Source organism: Micromonospora sp. NPDC050187 (assembly GCF_044459745.1).
GTDB lineage: Bacteria > Actinomycetota > Actinomycetes > Mycobacteriales > Micromonosporaceae > Micromonospora.
Genome location: NZ_JBITJH010000040.1, coordinates 14738 through 35528 on the forward strand (window position 1 = coordinate 14738; position 20791 = coordinate 35528).

17 protein-coding genes are annotated in these 20791 nt (G+C 70.4%); 6 read left to right on the forward strand and 11 right to left on the reverse strand.

The features are described from left to right. Positions 1-291 precede the first annotated feature (291 nt). The 4 genes from ACIBJE_RS30930 to ACIBJE_RS30945 all read right to left on the reverse strand — a co-directional run bounded on the left by ACIBJE_RS30930 (position 292) and on the right by ACIBJE_RS30945 (position 4470). A complete protein-coding gene (locus ACIBJE_RS30930) occupies positions 292-1368 on the reverse strand; it encodes a glycoside hydrolase family 19 protein (RefSeq protein ID WP_396753815.1) in 1077 nt (358 codons plus the stop codon). A gap of 206 nt (positions 1369-1574) precedes the next feature. Then, the gene (locus ACIBJE_RS30935; protein ID WP_396753816.1) at positions 1575-2210 is read right to left on the reverse strand and encodes a lactate utilization protein C; all 636 of its coding nucleotides are present in this window, start codon (positions 2208-2210) and stop codon (positions 1575-1577) included. Continuing rightward, positions 2207-3706, reverse strand: coding sequence for a lactate utilization protein B (locus ACIBJE_RS30940; protein WP_396753831.1), 1500 nt, complete (start codon positions 3704-3706; stop codon positions 2207-2209). The genes ACIBJE_RS30935 and ACIBJE_RS30940 overlap by 4 nt, the downstream gene beginning before the upstream one ends. 14 nt (positions 3707-3720) lie before the next feature. Then, positions 3721-4470, reverse strand: coding sequence for a (Fe-S)-binding protein (locus ACIBJE_RS30945; RefSeq protein ID WP_396753817.1), 750 nt, complete (start codon positions 4468-4470; stop codon positions 3721-3723). A 59-nt stretch (positions 4471-4529) separates the two neighbouring features. Between ACIBJE_RS30945 and ACIBJE_RS30950 the strand changes: the two genes are divergently transcribed. The 6 genes from ACIBJE_RS30950 (at position 4530) to ACIBJE_RS30975 (ending at position 12139) form a co-directional block, all read left to right on the forward strand. Beyond that, positions 4530-5255, forward strand: a complete 726-nt coding sequence (locus ACIBJE_RS30950) for a FadR/GntR family transcriptional regulator (RefSeq protein ID WP_396753818.1) — start codon at positions 4530-4532, stop codon at positions 5253-5255. A 358-nt stretch (positions 5256-5613) separates the two neighbouring features. Continuing rightward, positions 5614-6456, forward strand: coding sequence for a carbohydrate ABC transporter permease (locus tag ACIBJE_RS30955; protein ID WP_396753819.1), 843 nt, complete (start codon positions 5614-5616; stop codon positions 6454-6456). Continuing rightward, positions 6453-7343 (forward strand): carbohydrate ABC transporter permease, encoded by an 891-nt coding sequence (locus ACIBJE_RS30960; RefSeq protein WP_396753820.1) that lies wholly within the window; start codon positions 6453-6455, stop codon positions 7341-7343. The genes ACIBJE_RS30955 and ACIBJE_RS30960 overlap by 4 nt, the downstream gene beginning before the upstream one ends. 77 nt (positions 7344-7420) lie before the next feature. Further along, a complete protein-coding gene (locus tag ACIBJE_RS30965; protein WP_396753821.1) occupies positions 7421-8737 on the forward strand; it encodes an ABC transporter substrate-binding protein in 1317 nt (438 codons plus the stop codon). A 73-nt stretch (positions 8738-8810) separates the two neighbouring features. Further along, entirely contained in the window at positions 8811-10010 is a 1200-nt protein-coding gene (locus ACIBJE_RS30970; RefSeq protein WP_396753822.1) for a glycoside hydrolase family 43 protein, read from the forward strand. 116 nt (positions 10011-10126) lie between these two features. Then, positions 10127-12139, forward strand: a complete 2013-nt coding sequence (locus ACIBJE_RS30975; protein ID WP_396753823.1) for a beta-galactosidase — start codon at positions 10127-10129, stop codon at positions 12137-12139. Positions 12140-12183: 44 nt separating this feature from the next. On the opposite strand, the gene ACIBJE_RS30980 is transcribed toward ACIBJE_RS30975, so the two are convergent. From ACIBJE_RS30980 to ACIBJE_RS31010, 7 genes are all read right to left on the reverse strand, one after another. Beyond that, positions 12184-13668 carry a rhamnulokinase family protein gene (locus tag ACIBJE_RS30980; protein ID WP_396753824.1) on the reverse strand — a complete coding sequence of 495 codons (1485 nt, stop codon included), beginning with the start codon at positions 13666-13668 and terminating at the stop codon, positions 12184-12186. Beyond that, positions 13665-15695 (reverse strand): bifunctional aldolase/short-chain dehydrogenase, encoded by a 2031-nt coding sequence (locus ACIBJE_RS30985; protein ID WP_396753825.1) that lies wholly within the window; start codon positions 15693-15695, stop codon positions 13665-13667. The genes ACIBJE_RS30980 and ACIBJE_RS30985 overlap by 4 nt, the downstream gene beginning before the upstream one ends. 2 nt (positions 15696-15697) lie before the next feature. Next, complete coding sequence (gene rhaI / locus ACIBJE_RS30990; protein WP_396753826.1) at positions 15698-16879, reverse strand: L-rhamnose isomerase; 1182 nt, start codon at positions 16877-16879, stop codon at positions 15698-15700. After that, positions 16876-17217: an L-rhamnose mutarotase gene (locus tag ACIBJE_RS30995; protein ID WP_396753827.1), complete on the reverse strand. Its 342-nt coding sequence runs from the start codon at positions 17215-17217 to the stop codon at positions 16876-16878. The genes rhaI and ACIBJE_RS30995 overlap by 4 nt, the downstream gene beginning before the upstream one ends. Positions 17218-17479: 262 nt before the next feature. Continuing rightward, a complete protein-coding gene (locus ACIBJE_RS31000; protein WP_396753828.1) occupies positions 17480-18514 on the reverse strand; it encodes a LacI family DNA-binding transcriptional regulator in 1035 nt (344 codons plus the stop codon). Positions 18515-18837: 323 nt separating this feature from the next. Next, entirely contained in the window at positions 18838-19743 is a 906-nt protein-coding gene (locus ACIBJE_RS31005) for a carbohydrate ABC transporter permease (RefSeq protein ID WP_396753829.1), read from the reverse strand. Continuing rightward, positions 19740-20648, reverse strand: coding sequence for a carbohydrate ABC transporter permease (locus ACIBJE_RS31010; RefSeq protein WP_396753830.1), 909 nt, complete (start codon positions 20646-20648; stop codon positions 19740-19742). The genes ACIBJE_RS31005 and ACIBJE_RS31010 overlap by 4 nt, the downstream gene beginning before the upstream one ends. Positions 20649-20791 lie beyond the last annotated feature (143 nt).

A 20791-nucleotide genomic window follows, 5' to 3' on the forward strand; every position in this document is an offset into this window, starting at 1 on the left:
GTCATGATGGCCCTGCGGCCTTCAGCGGCCCTGCGGCCTTCAGCGGCCCTGCGGCCTTCAGCGGCCCTGCGGCCTTCAGCGGCCCTGCGGCCTTCAGCGGCCCTGCGGCCTGTGCTGGGAGGACACCCGAGACCCCGGTGAGGAATCCGCTCGACCGGACGCGAGCGCGGCGATCACCCGCCAGTACCCCGCCGGACCGGGCTCGCTGGCCCGCGATCCGGGGCGGGGGCGGTCCGCCTGCCGGGCCTCGTCGCCTTCGAGAGCGACGGGTGACGAGGCCCGGCCAGCGGATCAGCAGTACAGGTTGGCTCCGGCGGGTACGCCGAGCATGCCGACGAACTGTTGGTACTTGGTGACGCGGCTCTGCACCTGGCCGGGGTTCCCGCCGTTGCATTCGATCGAGCCGTTGATGCTGCGGATGGTCTCGCCGAACCCGGCGCCGGTGACCATCGCGTTGTGGGCGGTCATGGTGCCGGGCCCGTTCTGGGTCATCCAGTACCAGATGGCGGTCTTCCAGGCCACTGCGGCGTCGTTCTGTACCAGCCAGGGGTTGGTCAGCAGGGGTAGCCCGAGGGCGTTGCCGGCGGCGTTGTAGTTGAAGTTCCAGCTCAGCTGGATCGGCCCGCGTCCGTAGTAGGCGGCCTGCCCGGCGGGGCAGCCGTAGGGTTGGCCGGCGTCGCAGTAGTGCGGGTAGTTACCGGTGTTCTGCTCCACGATGTGGACGAGTCCGCCGGTCTCGTGGTGCACGTTCGCCAGGAAGGCCGCCGCCTCCTGCCGCTGGGTCGTGGCGCTGCCCGTCCTGGTGAACGCCGGGTAGGCGCTCAGGGCGGCGACGAGGCCGGAGTACGTGTAGAAGGAGTTCCGGCTCGGGAACATCTGGTTGAACTGCGCCTCGGTGACCACGAAGCCGCCGGGGTTGGGGGGCGGAGTGGTGGGCGGCTGGCCGCTACAGGTGTACGGCTCCCAGTACCAGGTGCTGATGACGGGGTCGTAGCCGGGGTTGTCGTGCTCGGCGATGTAGTACAGGCCGTTGGTGTACCGCACGATGCTTCCGGCGGCGTACCAGGTGCCGGCGACCCAGTTCGGGTGGTTGCAGTTCCCTCCCGGTGGCGGCGTGGTGCCGCCGTCGCAGGCACCGAGATCCTGCCAGACGCCGGTGGTGCCCGGCGGCGCCTCGTTCTGGGTCCACCACTTCGCCTGGTAGTTACGCCTGTTGTGGGACGCCTGGTCGCCTTGCCAGTAGACGGCCGACGACTGCCACGGCGCTGCGCAGGCGGCTGCCGACGCTGGGGTCGACGGGATGACCGCCACGAGCCCGCCGGCGACAACCAGTGCCGCGAGCGCGACCAGGGCGCGCAGTCTAGACATGTGGTCACTCCTTCCTGGGATGCAGCGAGCCAACGGCATGCCTCACATCGATGGAAGTGACTGTAACATGTTCTGTTCATAAACTTTACTATTCATGGGTGGTGCGGACGGGCAGCGCGTGGCTTCGCGTCTTCCCGGGTCCCCGCAGGGTCGACAGCGACGGCACCGCCTGGCCGTGGAACGGGTGGGCCCGATCGGGAGGACCGTCAACCGACGATGACGACGTCGAGACGGCGCGGGCCGTGTACGCCCTCGATGCGGTGCAGTTCGATGTCGCTGGTGGCGCTCGGGCCGCTGACGAAGGTGAGCGGCCGCGTCGGGTCCAGCCGGGCCAGCGCCTCGGGGACGAGGCCGACGACCTGCGTGCCGTGGACCACGCAGACGTGGTGGTCGGGGATGAGTGACAGGATCCGCCGGCCCTGGTCCGGCCCCGCGTCCAGGACGATGGTCCCGGTGTCGGCGATCGCGACGGCGCAGCCGGTGATGACGGCGTCGGCGGTGTCGAGGTCGCCGACCGCCAGCGGCGGCTGGTCGGCGAGCACGGCTGCCTCTGCTGTCGTCGCCCGCCACCGGGTCAGCCAACCCTCTGGTGTCCCGGCGGGGACGACGAGCCGTCGTACGCCGTCGAGGGCGTCGGCGACGGCCGCTCCCACCTCGTCGGCGCCGCACCTGCGTACCCCGGCGTGGTAGTCGCGGAGCCGATCGGCGAACTGGTCGAGCAGCTCGGGATGACCCGGGGGGCGGATGTCCGCCCGGCGGTAGCCGCGCGGCACCTCGACTCCACCGGCCCGGTCCGTCGTCGCCCGCCGGATGCGGTCGAGGATGCGTTCACGGGCGTTCACGACGTACCCCTGCCGTCCGAGGACCGGGCCCACCATTCCCGGAAGGTCTGTGCCGGTGGTGCGGGCAGGTCCCGACCGCGGGTCCAGGCTGCGCCCGGGCCGGGCAGCCGGCGGATCCGGGGGTGCGGATCCCCCCGGCGACTCTGCCAGCGGGCCAGCAGCCGGCCCGCACGGCTGAGCCGCTGGGCGAGCGCGAGCCGGCGGGGGTCGCGCAGGATCCACGCCAGCGCGCCGAGTCCGGCCGCCTCGGCCGACGGCGGTCGCCCGGACCCGCGCCGGGCGTCGGTCGCCCGGGCCCGCAGATGGACCAGCATGCTCGGAATGTCGATGCGGACCGGACAGGCGTCGAAGCAGGCACCGCAGAGCGACGACGCGAACGGCAGTGAGGCGTTCGGGTCACCGCCGCCGGTGATGCCGGTCAGTTGCGGCGAGAGCACGGCTCCGATCGGTCCGGGATAGACCGACCCGTACGCGTGCCCGCCGACGCGCTCGTAGACGGGGCAGACGTTCAGGCAGGCCGAACACCGGATGCAGTGCAGGGCGGCGCGACCCTGCGGGTCCGCGAGGACCGCCGTACGACCGTGGTCGAGCAGGACCACGTGGACCCGCTGCGGTCCGTCGCCCGGCGTCACCCCGGTCCACATCGAGGTGTACGGGTTCATCCGCTCGCCGGTGCTGGAGCGGGGGAGCAGTTGCAGGAACACCTCCAGGTCCCGCCAGGTCGGCACGAGCTTCTCGATGCCCACGACGGTGATGAGGGTTTCCGGCAGCGTGAGGCACATCCGCCCGTTGCCCTCGGACTCCACCACCGACAGGGTGCCGGTCTCGGCGACGGCGAAGTTCGCCCCGGAGACCGCGACCCGGGCCCGCAGGAACGTGCTGCGCAGGTGCCGGCGGGCCGCTTCGGCCAGTGCGGCCGGATCGTCGGTGAGCGCCGGGTCGACGTCGGGCATCTCCCGCAGGAAGATGTCGCGGATCTCCCGACGGTTGCGGTGGATGGCGGGAACCAGGATGTGGCTGCCCTCGTCGCGGCCGAGCTGGACGATCAACTCGGCGAGGTCGGTCTCCACCGCCCGTACGCCCGCTTCGGCGAGCGCCTCGTTGAGGCGGATCTCCTGGGTGACCATGGACTTGACCTTGACGACCTCGTCGGCACCGGTCTCCCGGACCAGTTCGGTGACGATCCGGCAGGCTTCCTCGGCGTCCGCGGCCCAGTGCACGGTGGCGCCCCGGGCGGTGGCGGCGGCCTCGAACTCGGTCAGCAGTTCCGGCAGCCGGGCCAGTACGTCGGCCTTGATGGCGCTGCCGGCCAGCCGCAGTTCCTCCCAGTCCGGAACCTCGGCGACGACCGCGCGCCGCTTCTCCCGGATGGTGGCCGTGGCGTTGCCGAGATTGCGGCGCAGTTGGGTGTCGCGCAGCGTGCGTGCCGCAGCGGCCGGGAACGGTTGGTCGCCGCGTAGCCGGTTGCCGGGGGCGGCGGTCGGTGGGCCGGGCATGCCGAGGAACGTCGTCACCGTGTGGCCTCCGTAGCCAGGATCTCCGCCAGGTGTACCGCCCGGATCTCGCCGTGCGGTGTCGAGGTGGTCAGCCGGGCCAGGCCACCACCGATGTGCAGCAGGCACGACGCGTCACCGGCGGTCACCACTCCTGCGCCGGTCGACCGGACGTGCCGTAGCTTGTCGGCCAACATGGCCGTGGAGGTGTCGGCGTTCTTCAGCGCGAACGTGCCGCCGAAGCCGCAGCACTCCTCGGCTCCCGGTAGCTCGACGAGGTCGATGTCGCGTACCTGGCGCAGCAGCCGCAGCGGCCGGTCCGCCACGCGGGTCATCCGCAGCGAGTGGCAGGTCGGGTGGTACGTGACCCGGTGCGGGTAGCGGGCGCCGACGTCGGTGACGCGGAGGACGTCGACCAGCAGTTCACTCAGCTCGTACGTCCGCGCGGCGACGGCCCGGGCCCGTGCGGCCAGTTCGGTGTCGCCCGCGGCCTGCGCCACCGCCGCGTGCTGGTGCCGGATCGACCCGGTGCAGGACCCGGACGGGACGACCACCGCCTCGGCGGCCTCGAACGTCTCGACGTACCGGCGGACCAGGGGGAGTGCGTGGCGCGGGTAACCGGAGTTGACGTGCATCTGCCCGCAGCAGGTCTGCGCCGGGTCGAAGGTCACCTGGTGGCCGAGGCGGCGCAGTAGCCGGACGGTGGCGACGCCGACCTGTGGAGCGATGGTGTCGGCCAGGCAGGTCACGAACAGGGCGATGTGCACGGCTAAATGGTCAGGCCATTTCGGCCGTGGTGCAAGCCCCGAATGTCTAGACTCACGCCGTGACGCCGGAGCAGCTCTTCTCGCCGATCGTGGGTGCCCGCCCCCACGAGGCGATTCTCGACCAGGTCGAGCGGCTGCTCAGCGCCGGACTGATGCGCCCCGGCGACCGGCTGCCCAGCGAACGGAGCCTCGCCGAGCAACTCGGCGTCAGCCGTCCCACCGTCCGGGAGGCGATGCGGACCCTGGAGGCGCTCGGCGTCGTCCTCCCCGCGCAGACCGTCGGGCGGGGCAGCGCCACGGTGATCGCCGGCCGGGCCGACACCGCCCTCGGGACGGTGCTGCGCCTCGCGATCGCCACCAGCGGCCTGTCGGTGCCGGACGTCGTCGACACCCGGGTGCTGCTCGAGCGGCACGCGGTGTCCCGACTGGCCCACGCGCCCGAACGTCGGCTCGAGGCGGCCGAGGCGCTGCTGCGGGAGATGGACGAACCCGGGCTGACGCCCGAGCGGTTCCACGCCGCCGACGTACGGTTCCACATCGCGCTCGCCGACGCGGCCGGCAACCGCGCGGTGGCCCTGATGATGTCGTCGCTGCGGCACTCGATCGAGGGGTACGTGCTGGACCTGGTCGGCGGCCTGGACGACTGGCCGGCCGTGTGCCGGCGGTTGCGGGTCGAGCACCGGGGCATCCTGGCCGCCATCGCCGACCGCGACGCCGACGAGGCGGCCCGGCGGGTCGAGGGGCACATCCGTACCTTCCACGACGTCGCCACCGGAGCCCGCTGAGCGCCGAGCTCCGGCGCGGACAACGTCGCCGGTCCGCTGGATCCCCTGGCACGAGATCGGCGAACCGAGCGGCGGCACCGCGGCGCCGACCTGCGGCGGCACTGTGGCACCGACCTGCGGCGGTGCGACTCGATGCCTTGACAGTCGCCGTAACACGGTTGATACTTCCAGGCTAAGTGAAACGATTCATAATGCAGTCGACATCACCGAGAGACGCTGAAGAGCAGGTGAAACCGTGGAGATGGCCGAGGTGGTGAGACCCTCCTCCGAACCCCGACCGGAACAGCCGCCGGACGGCGAGGTGGACCGGAAATCCCGGCGGACGCCGCGCCGGAGTGGGCGGCGGGCATATGGCGCGGTGGCCGTTCTCCTCCTGCCGTTCGTCGTGCTCTTCCTGCTCTTCTACCTTGCGCCGATCGGTTACGCCCTCTACCAGTCCTTCTTCAAGGTGCAGCGGGAGGGGACGTTCGGTCGCCCGGAAACCGTCTTCGGCGGCCTGGAGCAGTACGTCCGAGTCTTCGAGAACGAGGCGTTCCGGGAGAGCGTCGGCCGGGTGCTGCTGTTCGGGGTCGTCCAGGTGCCGGTCATGCTGGGACTGGCCCTGCTCTTCGCCCTGCTGCTCGACTCCGGTCTGCTGCCATTGAAGCGTTTCTTCCGGCTCGCCTACTTCGCGCCGTACGCGGTGCCCGGCGTCATCGCGGCGATCATCTGGGGCTTCCTCTACTCGCCCGCGTTGTCGCCGTTCGACTGGGTCACCGAACGGGTGCCGTTCATGTCCGGGTCGATGGTCCTGTGGTCCCTGGCGAACGTCACCACCTGGATGTTCACCGGCTACAACATGCTGATCATCTATGCGGCTCTGAAGGCGGTGCCCCAGGAGTTGTACGAGGCCGCCAGGCTGGACGGAGCCGGCGACATCCGTATCGCACTCTCCATCAAGGTGCCCATGGTGCGTCCGGCGTTGGTGCTCACCGGCGTCTTCTCCATCATTGGAACGCTACAACTCTTCACCGAACCGCAGGTCTTCCGCTCACTGACCACTGCCGTCACCGGCAGTTACACGCCCAACCTGGTCGTCTACAGCACCTCCGTGATACCGAACTTCAATCTCGCCGCCGCGTTCTCGGTCGTCCTGGCACTGGCCACGTTCGCGTTGTCGTTCATCTTCTTCCGGATCACCCAGAGGGGGTCGTCGCTGTGACCGCGACCGGACGGACCTCGGTGCCCGCCGCGAAGCGGGGCGGGTCGGCCATTCCGTACTCCCGGAAGCTGTTGCCGCTGCTGGTCATGGTGGTCTTCGCCGGCTACATGCTCGCGCCGTTGTGGTGGCTGTTGATCGCGGCGAGCAAGAACCGCGCCGACCTGACCTCGACCAACCCGCTGTGGTTCGCCGACTTCAACCTCGTCGACAACCTGCGCGACCTGTTCACCTTCCAGGACGGCCTGTACGTCCGCTGGATCCTCAACAGCGTCCTCTACGCCGGTGTCGGCGCGCTCGGCGCGACCGTCATCGCCGGGATGGCCGGCTACGCCCTGGCGAAGTTCGAGTTTCCCGGTCGGGAGGTCGTCTTCAACGTGGTGCTGGGCGGCGTCCTGCTGCCGGCCACCACGCTCGCCCTCCCACTGTTCCTCCTGCTGAGTCAGGCCGGCATGGCCGACACCCTCTGGGCGGTGCTGCTGCCCAGCCTGGTCAGCCCGTTCGGCGTCTACCTCAGCCGGGTGTACGCCGCCAGCAGCGTCCCCGACGAACTGCTCGAGGCCGCCCGTGTCGACGGAACCGGCGAGCTGCGTGCCTTCTTCCGGGTGGCGGCGCCGCTCATGACGCCCGGCCTGGTCACCGTGTTCCTGTTCCAGTTCGTGCAGATCTGGAACAACTTCTTCCTGCCCCTGGTCATGCTGCGGGACGAGTCACTCTTCCCGATCACGCTCGGTTTGTTCGCCTGGAACAGCCAGGCGACCCAACAGGCACCGGAACTGCGCACGCTGGTGATCGTCGGCGCCGCCGTCTCGGTCGTTCCCCTGATCATCGCATTCCTCTCCCTGCAACGGTTCTGGCGGTCCGGACTGACCACGGGTGGTGTGAAGTAACGCGCCCTGACCGCCGGCCTGGACAGGTATCCCCACCCCCGAACGAAAGAAAAGAGGGTTCAATCGTGGATCGCTGGATGAGGCGCGGCGCCGTGGGTGGCGCGTTGGCGGTGGTGCTCGCCGTCGCCGGCTGCGGGGGCGGCGACGAGCCGGACGACGCGGCGCAGGCGTGCAAGCCCGCCGGCAAACCCGTCACGCTGGAGTACTACTCCTGGGTCCCGGGAATCGACAAGGTAATCGACATCTGGAACGCCAAGAACCCTGACATCCAGGTCAAGTTCGTCACCGGCCCGGCCGGACCCGACGGGGCGTACCAGAACTTCTTCAACGGCATCAAGGCCGGTAACGCGCCGGATCTCGCCCAGGTCGAGTACGACTCGCTGGCGAGTTTCCGGCTCCAGGACGGCCTGGTCAACCTGGCCGACTGCGAGGGCGTACCGGAGGTCAAGGACAAGTTCGTTCCCTGGACCTGGCAGCAGGTCTCCTTCGGTGAGGCCGACGCGGTCTACGCCATGCCGCAGGACATCGGCCCGATCGGCATGTACTACCGCGCCGACCTCTTCCAGGCGGCGGGTCTCAAGCCGCCGACGACCTGGGAGGAGTACTACCAGGCGGCGAAGGTGATCCGCACCAAGGGCGGCCACATCCACCACTTCGCCTCCGGCGACGTCAACTGGTTCCTCGGCCAGATCTGGCAGGCCGGCGGCCGGTGGTTCTCCGTCGACGGCGACCAGTGGACCGTGAACCTGACCGGACCCGAGTCGCAGCAGGTCGCCAACTACTGGCAGCGGATGCTGGACGAGGAACTGGCCCGACCGATGGCGGGCTGGTCCGACGAGTGGTGGAACGCGATGAACACCGGCAAGATCTGGACCTGGGTCAGCCCGTACTGGGCCAACGCCCTGCTGTCCCAGAACGCCCCGGACACCAGCGGCAAGTGGGCGGTCACCTACATGCCGCAGTGGACCGCCGGCCAGCGGGCCGCCGGCAACTGGGGCGGGTCCACCACCGCCGTGTTGCGTTCCACGGAGAATCCCTACGAGGCGGCCAAGTTCGCGACCTGGCTGAACAGCGACCCCGAGGCCCTGAAGGCACTCAACGAGAACGGCGGCCTCTACCCGGCGACGGTGGAGGGCCAGCGGATGCCGGCGCTGGCGAAGCCCCTGCCGTACTTCGGCGGCCAGGACATTTCCGGCATCTTCGCCGAGGCGGCCGGGAACGTCAACCCGAACTTCCCCTGGGGTCCGACCATGACGCAGACCTACAGCGACGTCCGGGACGGCTTCGCCGGCGCCGTCGAAGGCAAGGGCAACCTGAACTCCGCCCTCGAAACCGCCCAGAAATCCACCGTCGATGCGCTGAAGTCGCAGTCGATCCCCGTCGCGGGCAACTGACCTGACGCCGAGCGCAATCTCCCGAACTGGTTCGTCAACCCGTCAGCACGGTGCACGAAGGAGACCTGAACTGATGTCGTTCAAACGCGTCCTCCGCGGCCGGTTCCGCCGGCACATGGCAGTCGCCCTGACCCTCACCGTCGTCGCCGCCGGCGTGGCCGGCTCCGCCAACGCCGGCCCCACCCGCAAGGTGAACCACGTCGCCGGCACGATGGGCGCCAAGGCGGCCGAGAGCCTGCCCTGTGCGGCCACCCAGCAGTTGCGGGACATCCGCATCCACGACCCGTTCATCATGCCCGACCCGGTCAGCGGCATCTACTACCTCTACCAGGGCAACACCGTACGCCGGAGCATCGACCTCAAGAACTGGTGTGCGCCGCAGACGGTGTTCACCAACCCGCAGGGGTCCTGGGCGAACGCGGCGCACGGCACGTGGGCGCCGGAGGCCTGGTATTACAACGGCAAGTACTACTGGTTCGCCACGCTGCACAACCGTAACCGGGTGCTGGCCAGCGCCTCGACCAACGGACAGCACTGTGGTGACTGCGGCCAGGTCTGGCAGAACCAGCACTGGCGTGGCACGGTCATCGCCTCCGCCGACTCGCCGATGGGGCCGTTCGAGCTGCTCAACCTCGACTCGCCGGTCGCCCCGTCGAGCCACATGACGCTCGACGGGACCCTCTACGTCGACCCGGAGGGTCAGCCGTGGATGGTCTACGCCCACGAGTGGGTCCAGAAGATCGACGGCACGATCGAGGCCATCCGGTTGGAGCGCGACGCTGAGGGCAACCTGACCGGCCGCGGACAGGGCGACCCGATCTACCTGTTCAAGGGCTCGGACGCCCCCTGGTACTACCAGGAGGGCATGGTCAACGCGGGGCAGTTGCCGCCGTACGTCACCGACGGTCCCTCGTTCTACCGCACCAACAGCAACGAACTGCTGATGTTCTGGACCAGCTACCGCAAGCACAACAACGAGTACGTGGTGACGCTGGCCCGCTCCACGTCCGGCGACCTCAAGGGTCCGTGGACCCAGGAGGACGTGGTGGTCACCGAGAACAAGGGCCACTCGATGCTCTTCCGCACCTTCGCCGACAAGGGGAACCCGCACGGCAAGATCCTGATGTCGCTGCACAACAACATGAACGGCGGCAGCGTCATGCGTACCGAGCTGTACGAGATGCGGGAGACCGGACGCAACCTCGAGGTGGCGAAGCAGCGGACCGACCTCGACGGCGACCCCGTGTCGCACTGGGTCTGGCCGCGGCCGTGACGCCACACCGCACCGGCGGGTGACCGGAAACCCGCGATCGACAACCGGCCCGGACCGGGCACACCGTCACGGTGTGCCCGGTCCGGGCCGGCGGCTGGTTCAACGGAGGAGCGAGCATGACGCGATGGATCCACTGGCCGACCGAGCCCGACCGACCACGGATGGGTTACGGCGCCGACTACAACCCGGACCAGTGGCCGCGTGAGGTGTGGGACGACGACGTCGCCGCCATGCGCGAGGCCGGGGTCAACATCGTCTCGCTGGCGATCTTCTCGTGGTCACGGATCCAACCCGCGCCGCACGAGTGGGACTTCGCCTGGCTCGACGAGGTGATGGACCTGCTGCACGACAACGGCATCGCCGTCGACCTCGCCACCGCCACCGCCTCGCCGCCGCCGTGGCTGACCGCCCGGCATCCGGAGATCCTGCCGGTCAACCACCTGGGCGAGACGGTGTGGCCCGGCGCCCGGCAGCACTGGCGGCCGACCTCACCGGTGTTCCGGGAGCACGCGCTGCGACTGGTCGACGCCCTGGCCCGCCGGTACGCCGACCATCCGGCGCTCGTCGCCTGGCACGTGTCGAACGAACTCGGCTGCCACAACGCGTACGACTACTCCGACGACGCGGCCCGCGCGTTCCGGGACTGGCTGCGCAACCGGTACGGCACCCTCGACCGGCTCAACCACGCCTGGGGTACGGCGTTCTGGTCGCAGCGGTACGGCGACTGGGAGCACATCCTGCCGCCCCGGCTGGCCGCCGCCCACCCCAACCCGACCCAGCAGTTGGACTTCAAGCGGTTCTCCTCCGACGCCCTGCTCGACCACCTGCGCGCCGAACGCGACCTGCTGCGTGCGCTGACCCCCGGCGTGCCGGTGACGACCAACTTCATGGTCACCGGTCAGGTGGACGCCCTCGACTACGCCGCCTGGGCCGACGAGGTCGACTTCGTCGCCAACGACCACTACCGGCGACCCGGCCCGCAGAGCTTCGAGGAACTGTCGTTCTCGGCCAACCTGACCGGCAACCTCGCGCGCGGCCGCCCCTGGTTCCTGATGGAACACTCCACCAGCGCGGTCAACTGGCAGCCGGTGAACCTGGCCAAGCGGCCCGGCGAACTCGCCCGTGACTCCCTCACGCACGTCGCGCACGGCGCCGACGCGGTCTGCTTCTTCCAGTGGCGGCAGTCCGTGGCCGGTGCGGAGAAGTACCACTCCGCGATGCTGCCCCAGGCGGGCCGGGACAGCGACGTGTTCCGGGCCGTCACCGCACTCGGCCGTACGCTGGCCGACCTCGCCCCGGTCGTCGGATCGGCCCGTCGGCCGGCCCGGGTGGCCATCCTCCACGACTGGGACTCGTGGTGGGGCAGCGGACTGGACTCGCACCCCACCAGCCGGCTCGACTACCGGCAGGAGGCACTCGACTGGTACACCGCCCTGCTCGACACCGGTACCCGGGCGGACGTCGTCCCCGTCGACCACGACGTCGACCACTACGATCTCGTGATCGCCCCGGTGCTGTACGTCGTACCGGCGGGGCTGGCCGCCCGGCTCCGGGCGTACGTCGAGGGCGGCGGGCACCTCGTCACCACGTACTTCTCCGGGATCGTCGACGAGAACGACCACCTCTGGCCGGGCGCCTTCCCGGGCGCCCTGCGGGACCTGCTCGGCATCCGGGTCCAGGAGTTCGGCCCGCTGCTCGACGCCACGACGGTGACCCTGACCGACGGCCGAGTCGCCTCGCTGTGGACCGACCAGGTGGACGTCGTCGACCCGACCGTCGAGGTGCTGGCCAGCTATGTCGACGGGGAACAGGCCGGCCGGCCCGCGATCACCCGCCGGGAGGTCGGATCCGGTTCGGCGACCTACGTGTCGACCCGGCTCGGCGTCGACGGTCTGCGACAGCTCCTCGACCCGATGCTCGCCCGCATCGGGCTGCGTGGCGAGGTCGCCGAGCTGGCCGGACGCGTCGAACTGGGGGTACGCGCCGACGGCGTCCACGAGTTCTGGTTCCTGGTCAACCGGACCGACGAGGACGTCGTGACCGGCATCGAGGGGGAGGTGCTGGTCGGTACCGACCAGGCGTCGACCGTCCCCGCCCGTGGCGTGCTGGTGCTGCGTCGCCCGGCGTGACCCCGACGGCGCCCGGTCCCTCCGGGGGCCGGGCGCCGAAGCCGTCAGGCGGTCAGCCGCCGCTCGGCCGCCGCCCAGGCCGCCTCGTGCCCACGCGGCTCGTACCGCACCACGCGCTGGGTCCGGGCCACCAGCGAGCGCAGCTCGGCCAGGCCGCCGCTGACCGCACCGACCGCGCGTGCCTGCACCAGCACGTTGCCCAGCGCCGTCGCCTCCACCGGCCCGGCCAGCACCGGCAGCCCGCAGGCGTCGGCGGTCAGCTGGCAGAGCAGGCCGTTGCGGGCGCCACCGCCGACGATGTGGACGACGTCGACGTCCCGCCCGGACAGTTCCCGCGCCTGGCGGGCGGTACGCCGGTAGGCCAGTGCGAGGCTGTCCAGGATGCAACGGGTGACCTCCGCCGGCGTACCCGGAACGGGCTGGCCGGTACGCCGACAGGCGTCCGCGATACGGGCCGGCATGTCGCCGGGCGGCAGGAACACCGGATCGTCGCAGTCGACGACCGCGGCGAACGGGGTGACCTCGGCGGCGGCGGCCAGGAGCGCCGCGAGGTCCGGCCGCGATCCGGCCGCCGCCCAGCCCCGCATCGCCTCCTGCAACAGCCACAGCCCCATCACGTTGCGCAGGTAGCGGACCGTGCCGTCCACACCGGATTCGTTGGTGAAGTTGGCCAGCCGGCTCGCCCCGGTCAGCACCGGCCGGTCCAGCTCGACCCCCACCAGCGACCACGTCCCGCAGGAGACGTAGAGGAACCGCTCGTCGCGGGCGGGGACCCCGACGACGGCGGAGGCGGTGTCGTGGGATCCGACCACCGTGACCGGCACCGCGCGGTCCGCCCCGACCTGTCGGGTCACCGCCGGCAGCAGCGTCCCGCCGGGCTCGCCCGGTTCCCGCAGGCGGGGGAGCAGCCCACCGGGGAGCCCCAACCGCTCGACGAGGTCGAGTGCCCAGCCACGCCGACGTACGTCGAGCAGCTGGGTGGTGGAGGCGTTGGTGATCTCGGCCCCGATGTCACCGGTGAGCCAGTACGACAGCAGGTCCGGGATGGGCAGCATCGTGCGGGCCGCGTCCAGCAGCCCCGAACGCTGGGCCGCGACCAGCTGGTAGACGGTGTTGAACGGCAGCGCCTGAATCCCGGTGACGTCGTACAGGTGGTCGGCTCCGAGCTGCGCCGCCACCTGCGCCAGCACGCCGTCGGTACGCCGGTCCCGGTAGTGCACCGGGTTGCCGAGCAGGTGCCCGTCCCCGTCGAGCAGGCCGAAGTCGCACCCCCACGAGTCGATGCCGACGCTGGCCAGGTCCGGGTGGTCGGCCAGCGTCGCGCGCAGACCGGTGAGCACCTCCGCGTACAGGCCCAGGGTGTTCCAGTGCAGGGTGCCGCGCACCTCGACCGGATCGTTGCCGAACCGGTGGACGGCGGCGAGGTCGAGGTCGTCGGGGCCGACCCGGCCGGCCATGACCCGGCCACCGGAGGCGCCCAGGTCGACGGCCGCCACGACGGCGGGCCGCCCACCGGTCGGCCGGGTCAACGGAGGAAGGCGGCGGCTACGCCGGCGTCGACCGGAACGTGCAGCCCGGTGGTGTGCGACAGTTCCCCGCCGGTGAGGACGAAGACGGCGTTGGCCACGTGTTCCGGCAGCACCTCCCGCTTCAGCAGCGTCCGCTGCGCGTAGAAGGCACCCAGCTCGGATTCGGGTACGCCGTACACCGCCGCCCGCTGCGCGCCCCAGCCGCCGGCGAAGATGCCGGAACCGCGTACGACGCCGTCGGGATTGACCCCGTTGACCCGGACGCCGTGGGCCCCCAGTTCGGCGGCGAGCAGCCGGACCTGGTGCGCCTGGTCCGCCTTGGCCGCCCCGTACGCCACGTTGTTCGGCCCGGCGAAGAGCGAGTTCTTGCTGGAGATGTAGACGATGTCGCCCCCCATGCCCTGGGCGACCAGGATCCGGGCGGCCTCGCGGGACACCAGGAACGAGCCCTTGGCCATCACGTCGTGCTGGAGGTCCCAGTCCCGCTCGGTGGTCTCCAGCAGCGGCTTGGAGATCGACAGACCGGCGTTGTTGACGACCAGGTCCACCCCGCCGAACGCGAGGACCGCCTCGCGCAGCGCGGCTGCCACCGCGGCGGCGTCGGTGACGTCGACCTCGACGGCGACCGCCGCGTCCGCGTCGCCGATCTCCTGCGCGACCGCCCGCGCGGCACCGGCGTCCCGGTCGGCGACCACGACGCAGGCGCCCTCGGCCGCGAGCCGGTGGGCGGTCGCCCGGCCGATCCCGGACCCGCCGCCGGTGACGAACGCGACCCGTGTCGCGAGCGGCTTCGGCCGGGGCATCCGGCGCAGCTTCGCCTCCTCGAGGGCCCAGTACTCGATCCGGAACTTCTCGACCTCGTCGATCGGCGCGTACGTCGACACCGCCTCCGCCCCGCGCATCACGTTGATCGCGTTGACGTAGAACTCGCCGGCGACCCGGGCGGTCTGTTTGTTGGCGCCGTAGCTGAACATGCCGATCCCGGGTACGAGCACGATCGCCGGGTCGGCGCCGCGCATCGGCGGCGAGTCGGCGTCGGCGTACCGCTCGTAGTAGCCGCGGTAGTCGCGGCGGTACTCCTCGTGCAGTTCCCGCAGGCGGGTGACCACCGCGTCCAACGGGGCGTCCGGCGGCAGATCCAGCACCATCGGCCGCACCTTCGTGCGCAGGAAGTGGTCGGGGCACGAGGTGCCGAGGGCGGCGAGCCGGGGGTGCTCGGCCCGGGAGACGAAGTCCAGGACGGTGTCGCTGTCGGTGAAGTGGCCGACCTGGGGCCGGTCGGTGGAGGCCAGGCCGCGGATCACCGGCGCGAGCGCCGCCGCCCGCGCCCTCCGCTCCGGCTCGGGCAGCGGTTCGTATCCGGGGATCGGCGCACCGAACGGCTCGGGCCGCCCGTGGATGGCCAGGAAGTCGGCGGCCGACCGGATGATCTCCAACGAGCGTGCCTCGCACTCCTCGCTGGTGGCCCCCCACGCGGTGATGCCGTGCCCGCCGAGGATCACACCGATCGCCTGCGGGTTGTCGCGGGCGATGGCGGCGATGTCGAGCCCGAGCTGGAATCCGGGACGCCGCCACGGCACCCACACGACGCGGTCGCCGAAGATCTTCCTGGTCAGCTCCGGCCCGTCGGCGGCGGTCGCGATCGCGATGCCGGAGTCCGGATGCAGGTGGTCGACGTGCGCCGCGTCGACCAGGCCGTGCATCGCCGTGTCGATCGACGGCGCCGCCCCGCCCCGGCCGTGCAGGCAGTAGTCGAACGCGGCGACCATCTCGTCCTCGCGCTCGACGCCGGGATAGCCGTCGACGAGCGCGCGCAGCCGGTCCAGCCGGAGGACCGCCAGTCCGGCCGGCGTGAGCGTGCCGAGGTCCCCGCCGGACCCCTTGACCCACAACAGGTCGACCGGCTCGCCGGTCACCGGGTCGGCCGTCCGCCCCTTGGCGGAGGTGTTGCCGCCGGCGTAGTTGGTGTTACGCGGATCGGCGCCGAGCCGGTTCGACCGCGTGACCAGATCATCAACCGTGGACATGTTCAGGCCCCCCATCCCGCCTGCTCGCCGCCGACCCGTTCGGCGCTGACCTTCTCCAGATAGCCCGACCGCCGGTAGGCCCCCACCGGGTCCGGGTCCAGGCCCATGTCGGCGCGCAGGTCGCGCAGGAGCGGGCGCACGTCGGTGTGGTAGGCGTCCATCAGTACGGCGTTGGCCCCGAGCACGTCACCGGAGCGTTGCGCCGCGGCCAGCGCCTCGACGTCGACCAGGAGCGCCTTCGCCGTCGCCTCCTGGACGTTGAGCACCGAACGGATGACCGCCTCGACCTTCGGCTCGATGTTGTGACACTGGTCGAGCATGAAGGCGATGCCGTACTCCGGCCGCAACGCGTCCGCCTGCACGATCTCGTGCATGATGCGGAACAGTTCGAACGGGTTGGCGGCGCCGGCCATCAGGTCGTCGTCGGCGTAGAACCGCGAGTTGAAGTCGAATCCGCCGAGTCGTCCGGCCCGCAGCAGGAACGCGACGATGAACTCGACGTTGGTGCCCGGCGCGTGGTGGCCCGTGTCGATCACCACCTGGGCGCGCTCGCCCAGTTCCAGGCAGTGCGCGTAGGCCGTTCCCCAGTCCGGTACGTCGGTCGTGTAGAAGGCCGGTTCGAACAGCTTGTACTCCAGCAGCAGGCGCTGGTCGCCGGTGAGCCGCCCGTACGACTCACGCAACGCCGCCGCGAGCCGGTCCTGCCGCTGCCGGATGTTGTCCTGGCCGGGATAGTTGGTGCCGTCGGAGAACCACAGCTTGAGGTCGCGTGATCCGGTCGCGTCCATGACGTCGACGCATTCGAGCAGGTGGCCGATCGCCTTGCGGCGTACCTCGCGGTCCGGGTTGGTGACCGAGCCGAGCCGGTAGTCGTCGTCCTGGAAGACGTTGGCGTTTATGGTGCCGAGTTCGACCCCCTGCTCCGTGGCGTACGCCGCCAGGGCCGCGTAGTCGTCGACCCGGTCCCACGGGATGTGCAGCGCCACGGTCGGTGCCACGCCGGTGAAGCGGTGCACCGTCGCCGCGTCGGCGATCTTCTCGTACGGGTCGCGGGGCACGCCCTGCTGCCGGAAGACCTTGAACCGGGTTCCGGAGTTGCCGTAGGCCCAGGAGGGTGTCTCGATCCGTTGTCCGCGTAGGGCGGACATGACCCGGGTACGCGTGACGGGGGCGGTGTCGGTCATGGTCGGCCTTCCCATTGGTCTTCGAGGTAGAACACCTCGTCGAGGACGACGAAGCCGCGGTCCGGCCGTCCGTCCGGCAGGTCGACGAAGAACGGCGCCATCTCCGCCTGCCAGCGCGCGTTGACGTCGGTGCGCTCCATCGCCGCGACCGCCGCGTCGAGATCCTCGGTCACGAAGTAGCCGACGAGCAGCCCGTCGTCGCGCAGGAACAGCGAATAGTCCTGCCAGCCCGCCGCCCTGAGCGCCGCCAGCATCTCCGGCCAGACGGCGGCGTGGCGGCGCCGGTACTCCGCCAGCCGGTCGGTTCTCACCTGAAGGGTGAAGCAGATCCTGCCCATGCCGCACCTTCCCCGGTTGTGAAACGTTTCATGGCTGGGCAAAAGGATATGTGGCTGTCCGCGCAGGGTCAAGAACTCCGCACACCGACACCGCAGCACTACCGGGAGGAGTTCGACAGTGACCCTACGTGTCGACGGCCGCTGTGCGGCGGTCGGCCTTGACGGCGGGTGTTCGGTACGCGTACCGAGAGTGCGGCCGGGGCGCCTGGCTGAAATGAACGCTGTGATGCCCGGTGGTGACGGTGAGAGCGAGAAACGGCCGTCAGGCCCGGGTGCGTTTCCGGTCGCGGGCGCTGGACGCCCGGATCACCAGTTCCGGCTGGAACACGACGTGCCGATGACTGTGTTTCCCGTCGTCGATCGACTCTTCGAGGAGCAGTTGGGCCGCGGTGCGGCCCAGTTGCTCGCGGGGCTGGCGTACGGAACTCAGCGGAACCGCAGCGGCGGCGGCGAACTCGATGTCGTCGTAGCCCACCAGCGCGATGTCGTCGGGCACGTGCACGCCGTGCGCGGTCAGCCCTTGCAGGACCCCGAGCGCCAGCAGGTCGTTGGCGCAGATGACCGCCGTCGGTCGCTGGTCCGCCGGCAGGGCCACGATATCGTCTGCGGCCTGGCATCCCGCCGCGACCGAGAGGGTCGGCGTCGGGTGGATGCCGAGATGCACCTTGTCGTCGCGTTCGGCGAGCGCGGCGGCGGCGCCCGCGTGGCGGTCGGCGACCTGGCGGATGTTCATCGGGCCGCCGACGTAGAGGATGCGTCTGTGGCCGTTGTCGGCGAGGTGGTCGGCGGCCAGCCGGCCGCCGACGATGTCGTCGACCGCCACCGAACATCGGCTCGGGCGGCCGGATCCGCGGTCGACGAGCACGACGGGAATGCCGTGGGCGACGAGCGCGTCGAGACGAGGGTGGTGCCCGTCGGAGACGGGAGTGATGAGCAGCCCTTGGACGCGCTGTTCTTCGAGCATCTCGAGATGACGGGTCTCACGGCTGGCGTCCTCGCCGCTGTTGCAGACCACCAGCATCCCGCCGGCTTCCTCGACGACGGCCTCGGCTCCCCGTACGACGTCAGTGAAGAACGGGTTGGAGATGTCGAGGACGACGATGGCGACGGTGCGGCTGCGGCCGGCCCGCAACTGCCGCGCCGAGTCGTTGCGCACGTAACCGAGCGTCGCGATGGAGTCGAGCACCCGCTGGCGGGTCGCCGGCGAGACCAGGTCCGGCCGGTTGAGTACGTTGCTGACCGTTCCCAGCGACACACCGGCGTGCTGCGCGACCTGCTTGATGTTGGCGGATGCCATCTTCCCCTCAACTATTGACATTGATCATGGCATGTTCAGCCCGAGGCCGACATGAGCACCCGATGGATGAAACGTACCAGCAGATGCAGAAGTAAAGCAGGTTGCCGTGGGCGACAACCCGGTCAGCCTCGACTCCCGCCGGTTCGGGTACGTCCCCTTCGGGGCGGTGGTGGGTGTGCCGCTGCGGCGGATCACCACCGGTACGGCCCACCGCGCGCCCGCCGGGGACCGCCCTCACCGGCGCCGACCAGGTCCGGGCCAGCCCCGACGAGCTGATCTGCGCCGAACGGGACCCGGACCGGGCGCCGGTGACGACCGGCTGACTACTTGAGCTGGCCGGCGGTCAGGCCCGACTGGACCTGGCGCTGGAAGGCCACGTACACCAGCAGCACCGGCACCACCGCGATGGTGAGGCCCGCGAAGAGCTGCGCGTAGTCGCCCGCGTAGCCCTGGCTGACCGACAGCGCGGCCAGGCCCTGGGCCAGCATCCACTTCGAGTCGTCGCCCTGGAGCAGCACCTGCGGCAGCAGGAACTGGTTCCAGTGGCTGAGAAAGTTGAAGATGGCGACGCTGATCATCCCCGGGCGGGCCATCGGCAGCATCACCCGGAAGAACAGCCGGAAGTGTCCGCAGCCGTCGACCAGCGCCGCCTCCGCCACCGACGTCGGCAGGGTGCGGAAGAACGCGGTGAGGAAGAAGACCGTGAACGGCAGCGAGTACGCGGCGTAGACCAGGACCAGTCCGGTCCAGGTGCCGAACAGCCCGGCGTTGCGCACGACGAAGAACAACGGCACCAGGGCCAGGAAGACCGGGAACATCAGACCGCCGACGAACAGGTAGTACGCGAGCTGACGGCCCCGGAACTCGTACCGGGCGAAGACGTACGCGGCGGTGGCGCCCATCAGCATGGTGAGGGCGACCGAGCCGGTGACGACGATCGCGCTGTTGAGGAAGTACTGGCCGATGTGCGCGGTGGTCCACGCCCGGACCCAGTTGTCGAGGCGCAGCTCGCCGGGCAGGCCCCACGGGTCGGCCAGGATCTCCGCGTTGCTCTTGAACGAGCTGAGGAACATCCACAGCAGCGGCAGCACGGTCAGCGCGCTCCAGAGCAGCAGGAAGCCGTGCGAAAGGGCGTTCACCACGCCCAGGTCGCGGCGTACCGTCCGGTCGGCGCCGGCGGCCCGGCCCCGGCGGGAGGCGACGTCGGTGGTCTTGTCGAGGGTCGTCATGAGAGTTCGATCCGTTCCCGCCGGCCGACCCGCAGCGCCAGCACGGCCACCGACAGGGTCAGGAAGAACATCACCACACCGATCGCCGAGGCGTAGCCGAACTTGGTCTCGCTGCCGAACGCGGTGTCGTACAACCGGACGCCGATGACGTCGGAGGAGAAGTTGGGGCCGCCGTTGGTCATCAGCTGCACCAGGATGAAGCCGTCCAGCGCGGCGATGGCCAGGTAGATCCAGGCGACCTGCACGGTGTCCCAGAGCAGCGGGATGGTGATCCGGCGCAGCGTCGTCCAGCGCGACGCGCCGTCGAGCAGCACCGCCTCGTAGATCTCCCGTGGGATCGCCGACATGGCAGCGCCGAAGAGCACCACGTAGAACCCGACGTTGGCCCAGATCATCACCGCCAGCACACACCAGAACGCGGTACGCGGGTCGCCGAGCCAGGCCGGCGCGGGCAGCCCGACCGCGCGCAGGATGCCGTTGAGCAGCCCGGCGTTGGGCTGGTAGACCTCTTTCCACAGCGCCGCGATGATCACCACCGAGAGCACCTGTGGGAAGAAGTAGACGGTGCGGTAGAGCGCGTTGCCGCGTACCCCGGTGACCCCGGCCCGGCCCCGGCGTCCGCCCATGCTGAGCATGGTGGCGAAGAACAGGCCGAGCGCGATGGTCAGCACCGGCACCAGGGCGAGCAGGACCGCGTTGTTCTTCAGCGCGTTCCAGACGTAGTCGTCGTGCCACAGGGCCCGGAAGTTGGCCAGGCCCACCGGGTTGGCCTCGGCCGAGTAGCCCAGCCAGTCGGTGGTGGAGATCTGGAACGCCTGTAGGTAGGGCGAGACGACGAAGACGACGTACAGCAGCAGCGGCGGCACCAGGAAGGTGACGATCAGCGGGTACTTGCCGTGTTTCACAAGGGCCTACTCTCCGACGGCGGCCGGGGGGGGGGGGGCCCCCCCCCCCCCCCCGGGGGACCCCCCCCCCCGGGGGGGGGTTTTACAGCGGTCCAGGGGGGTACAGTGCGGGCCCCACAGGCCACGGTACCCGAAAAACCCCC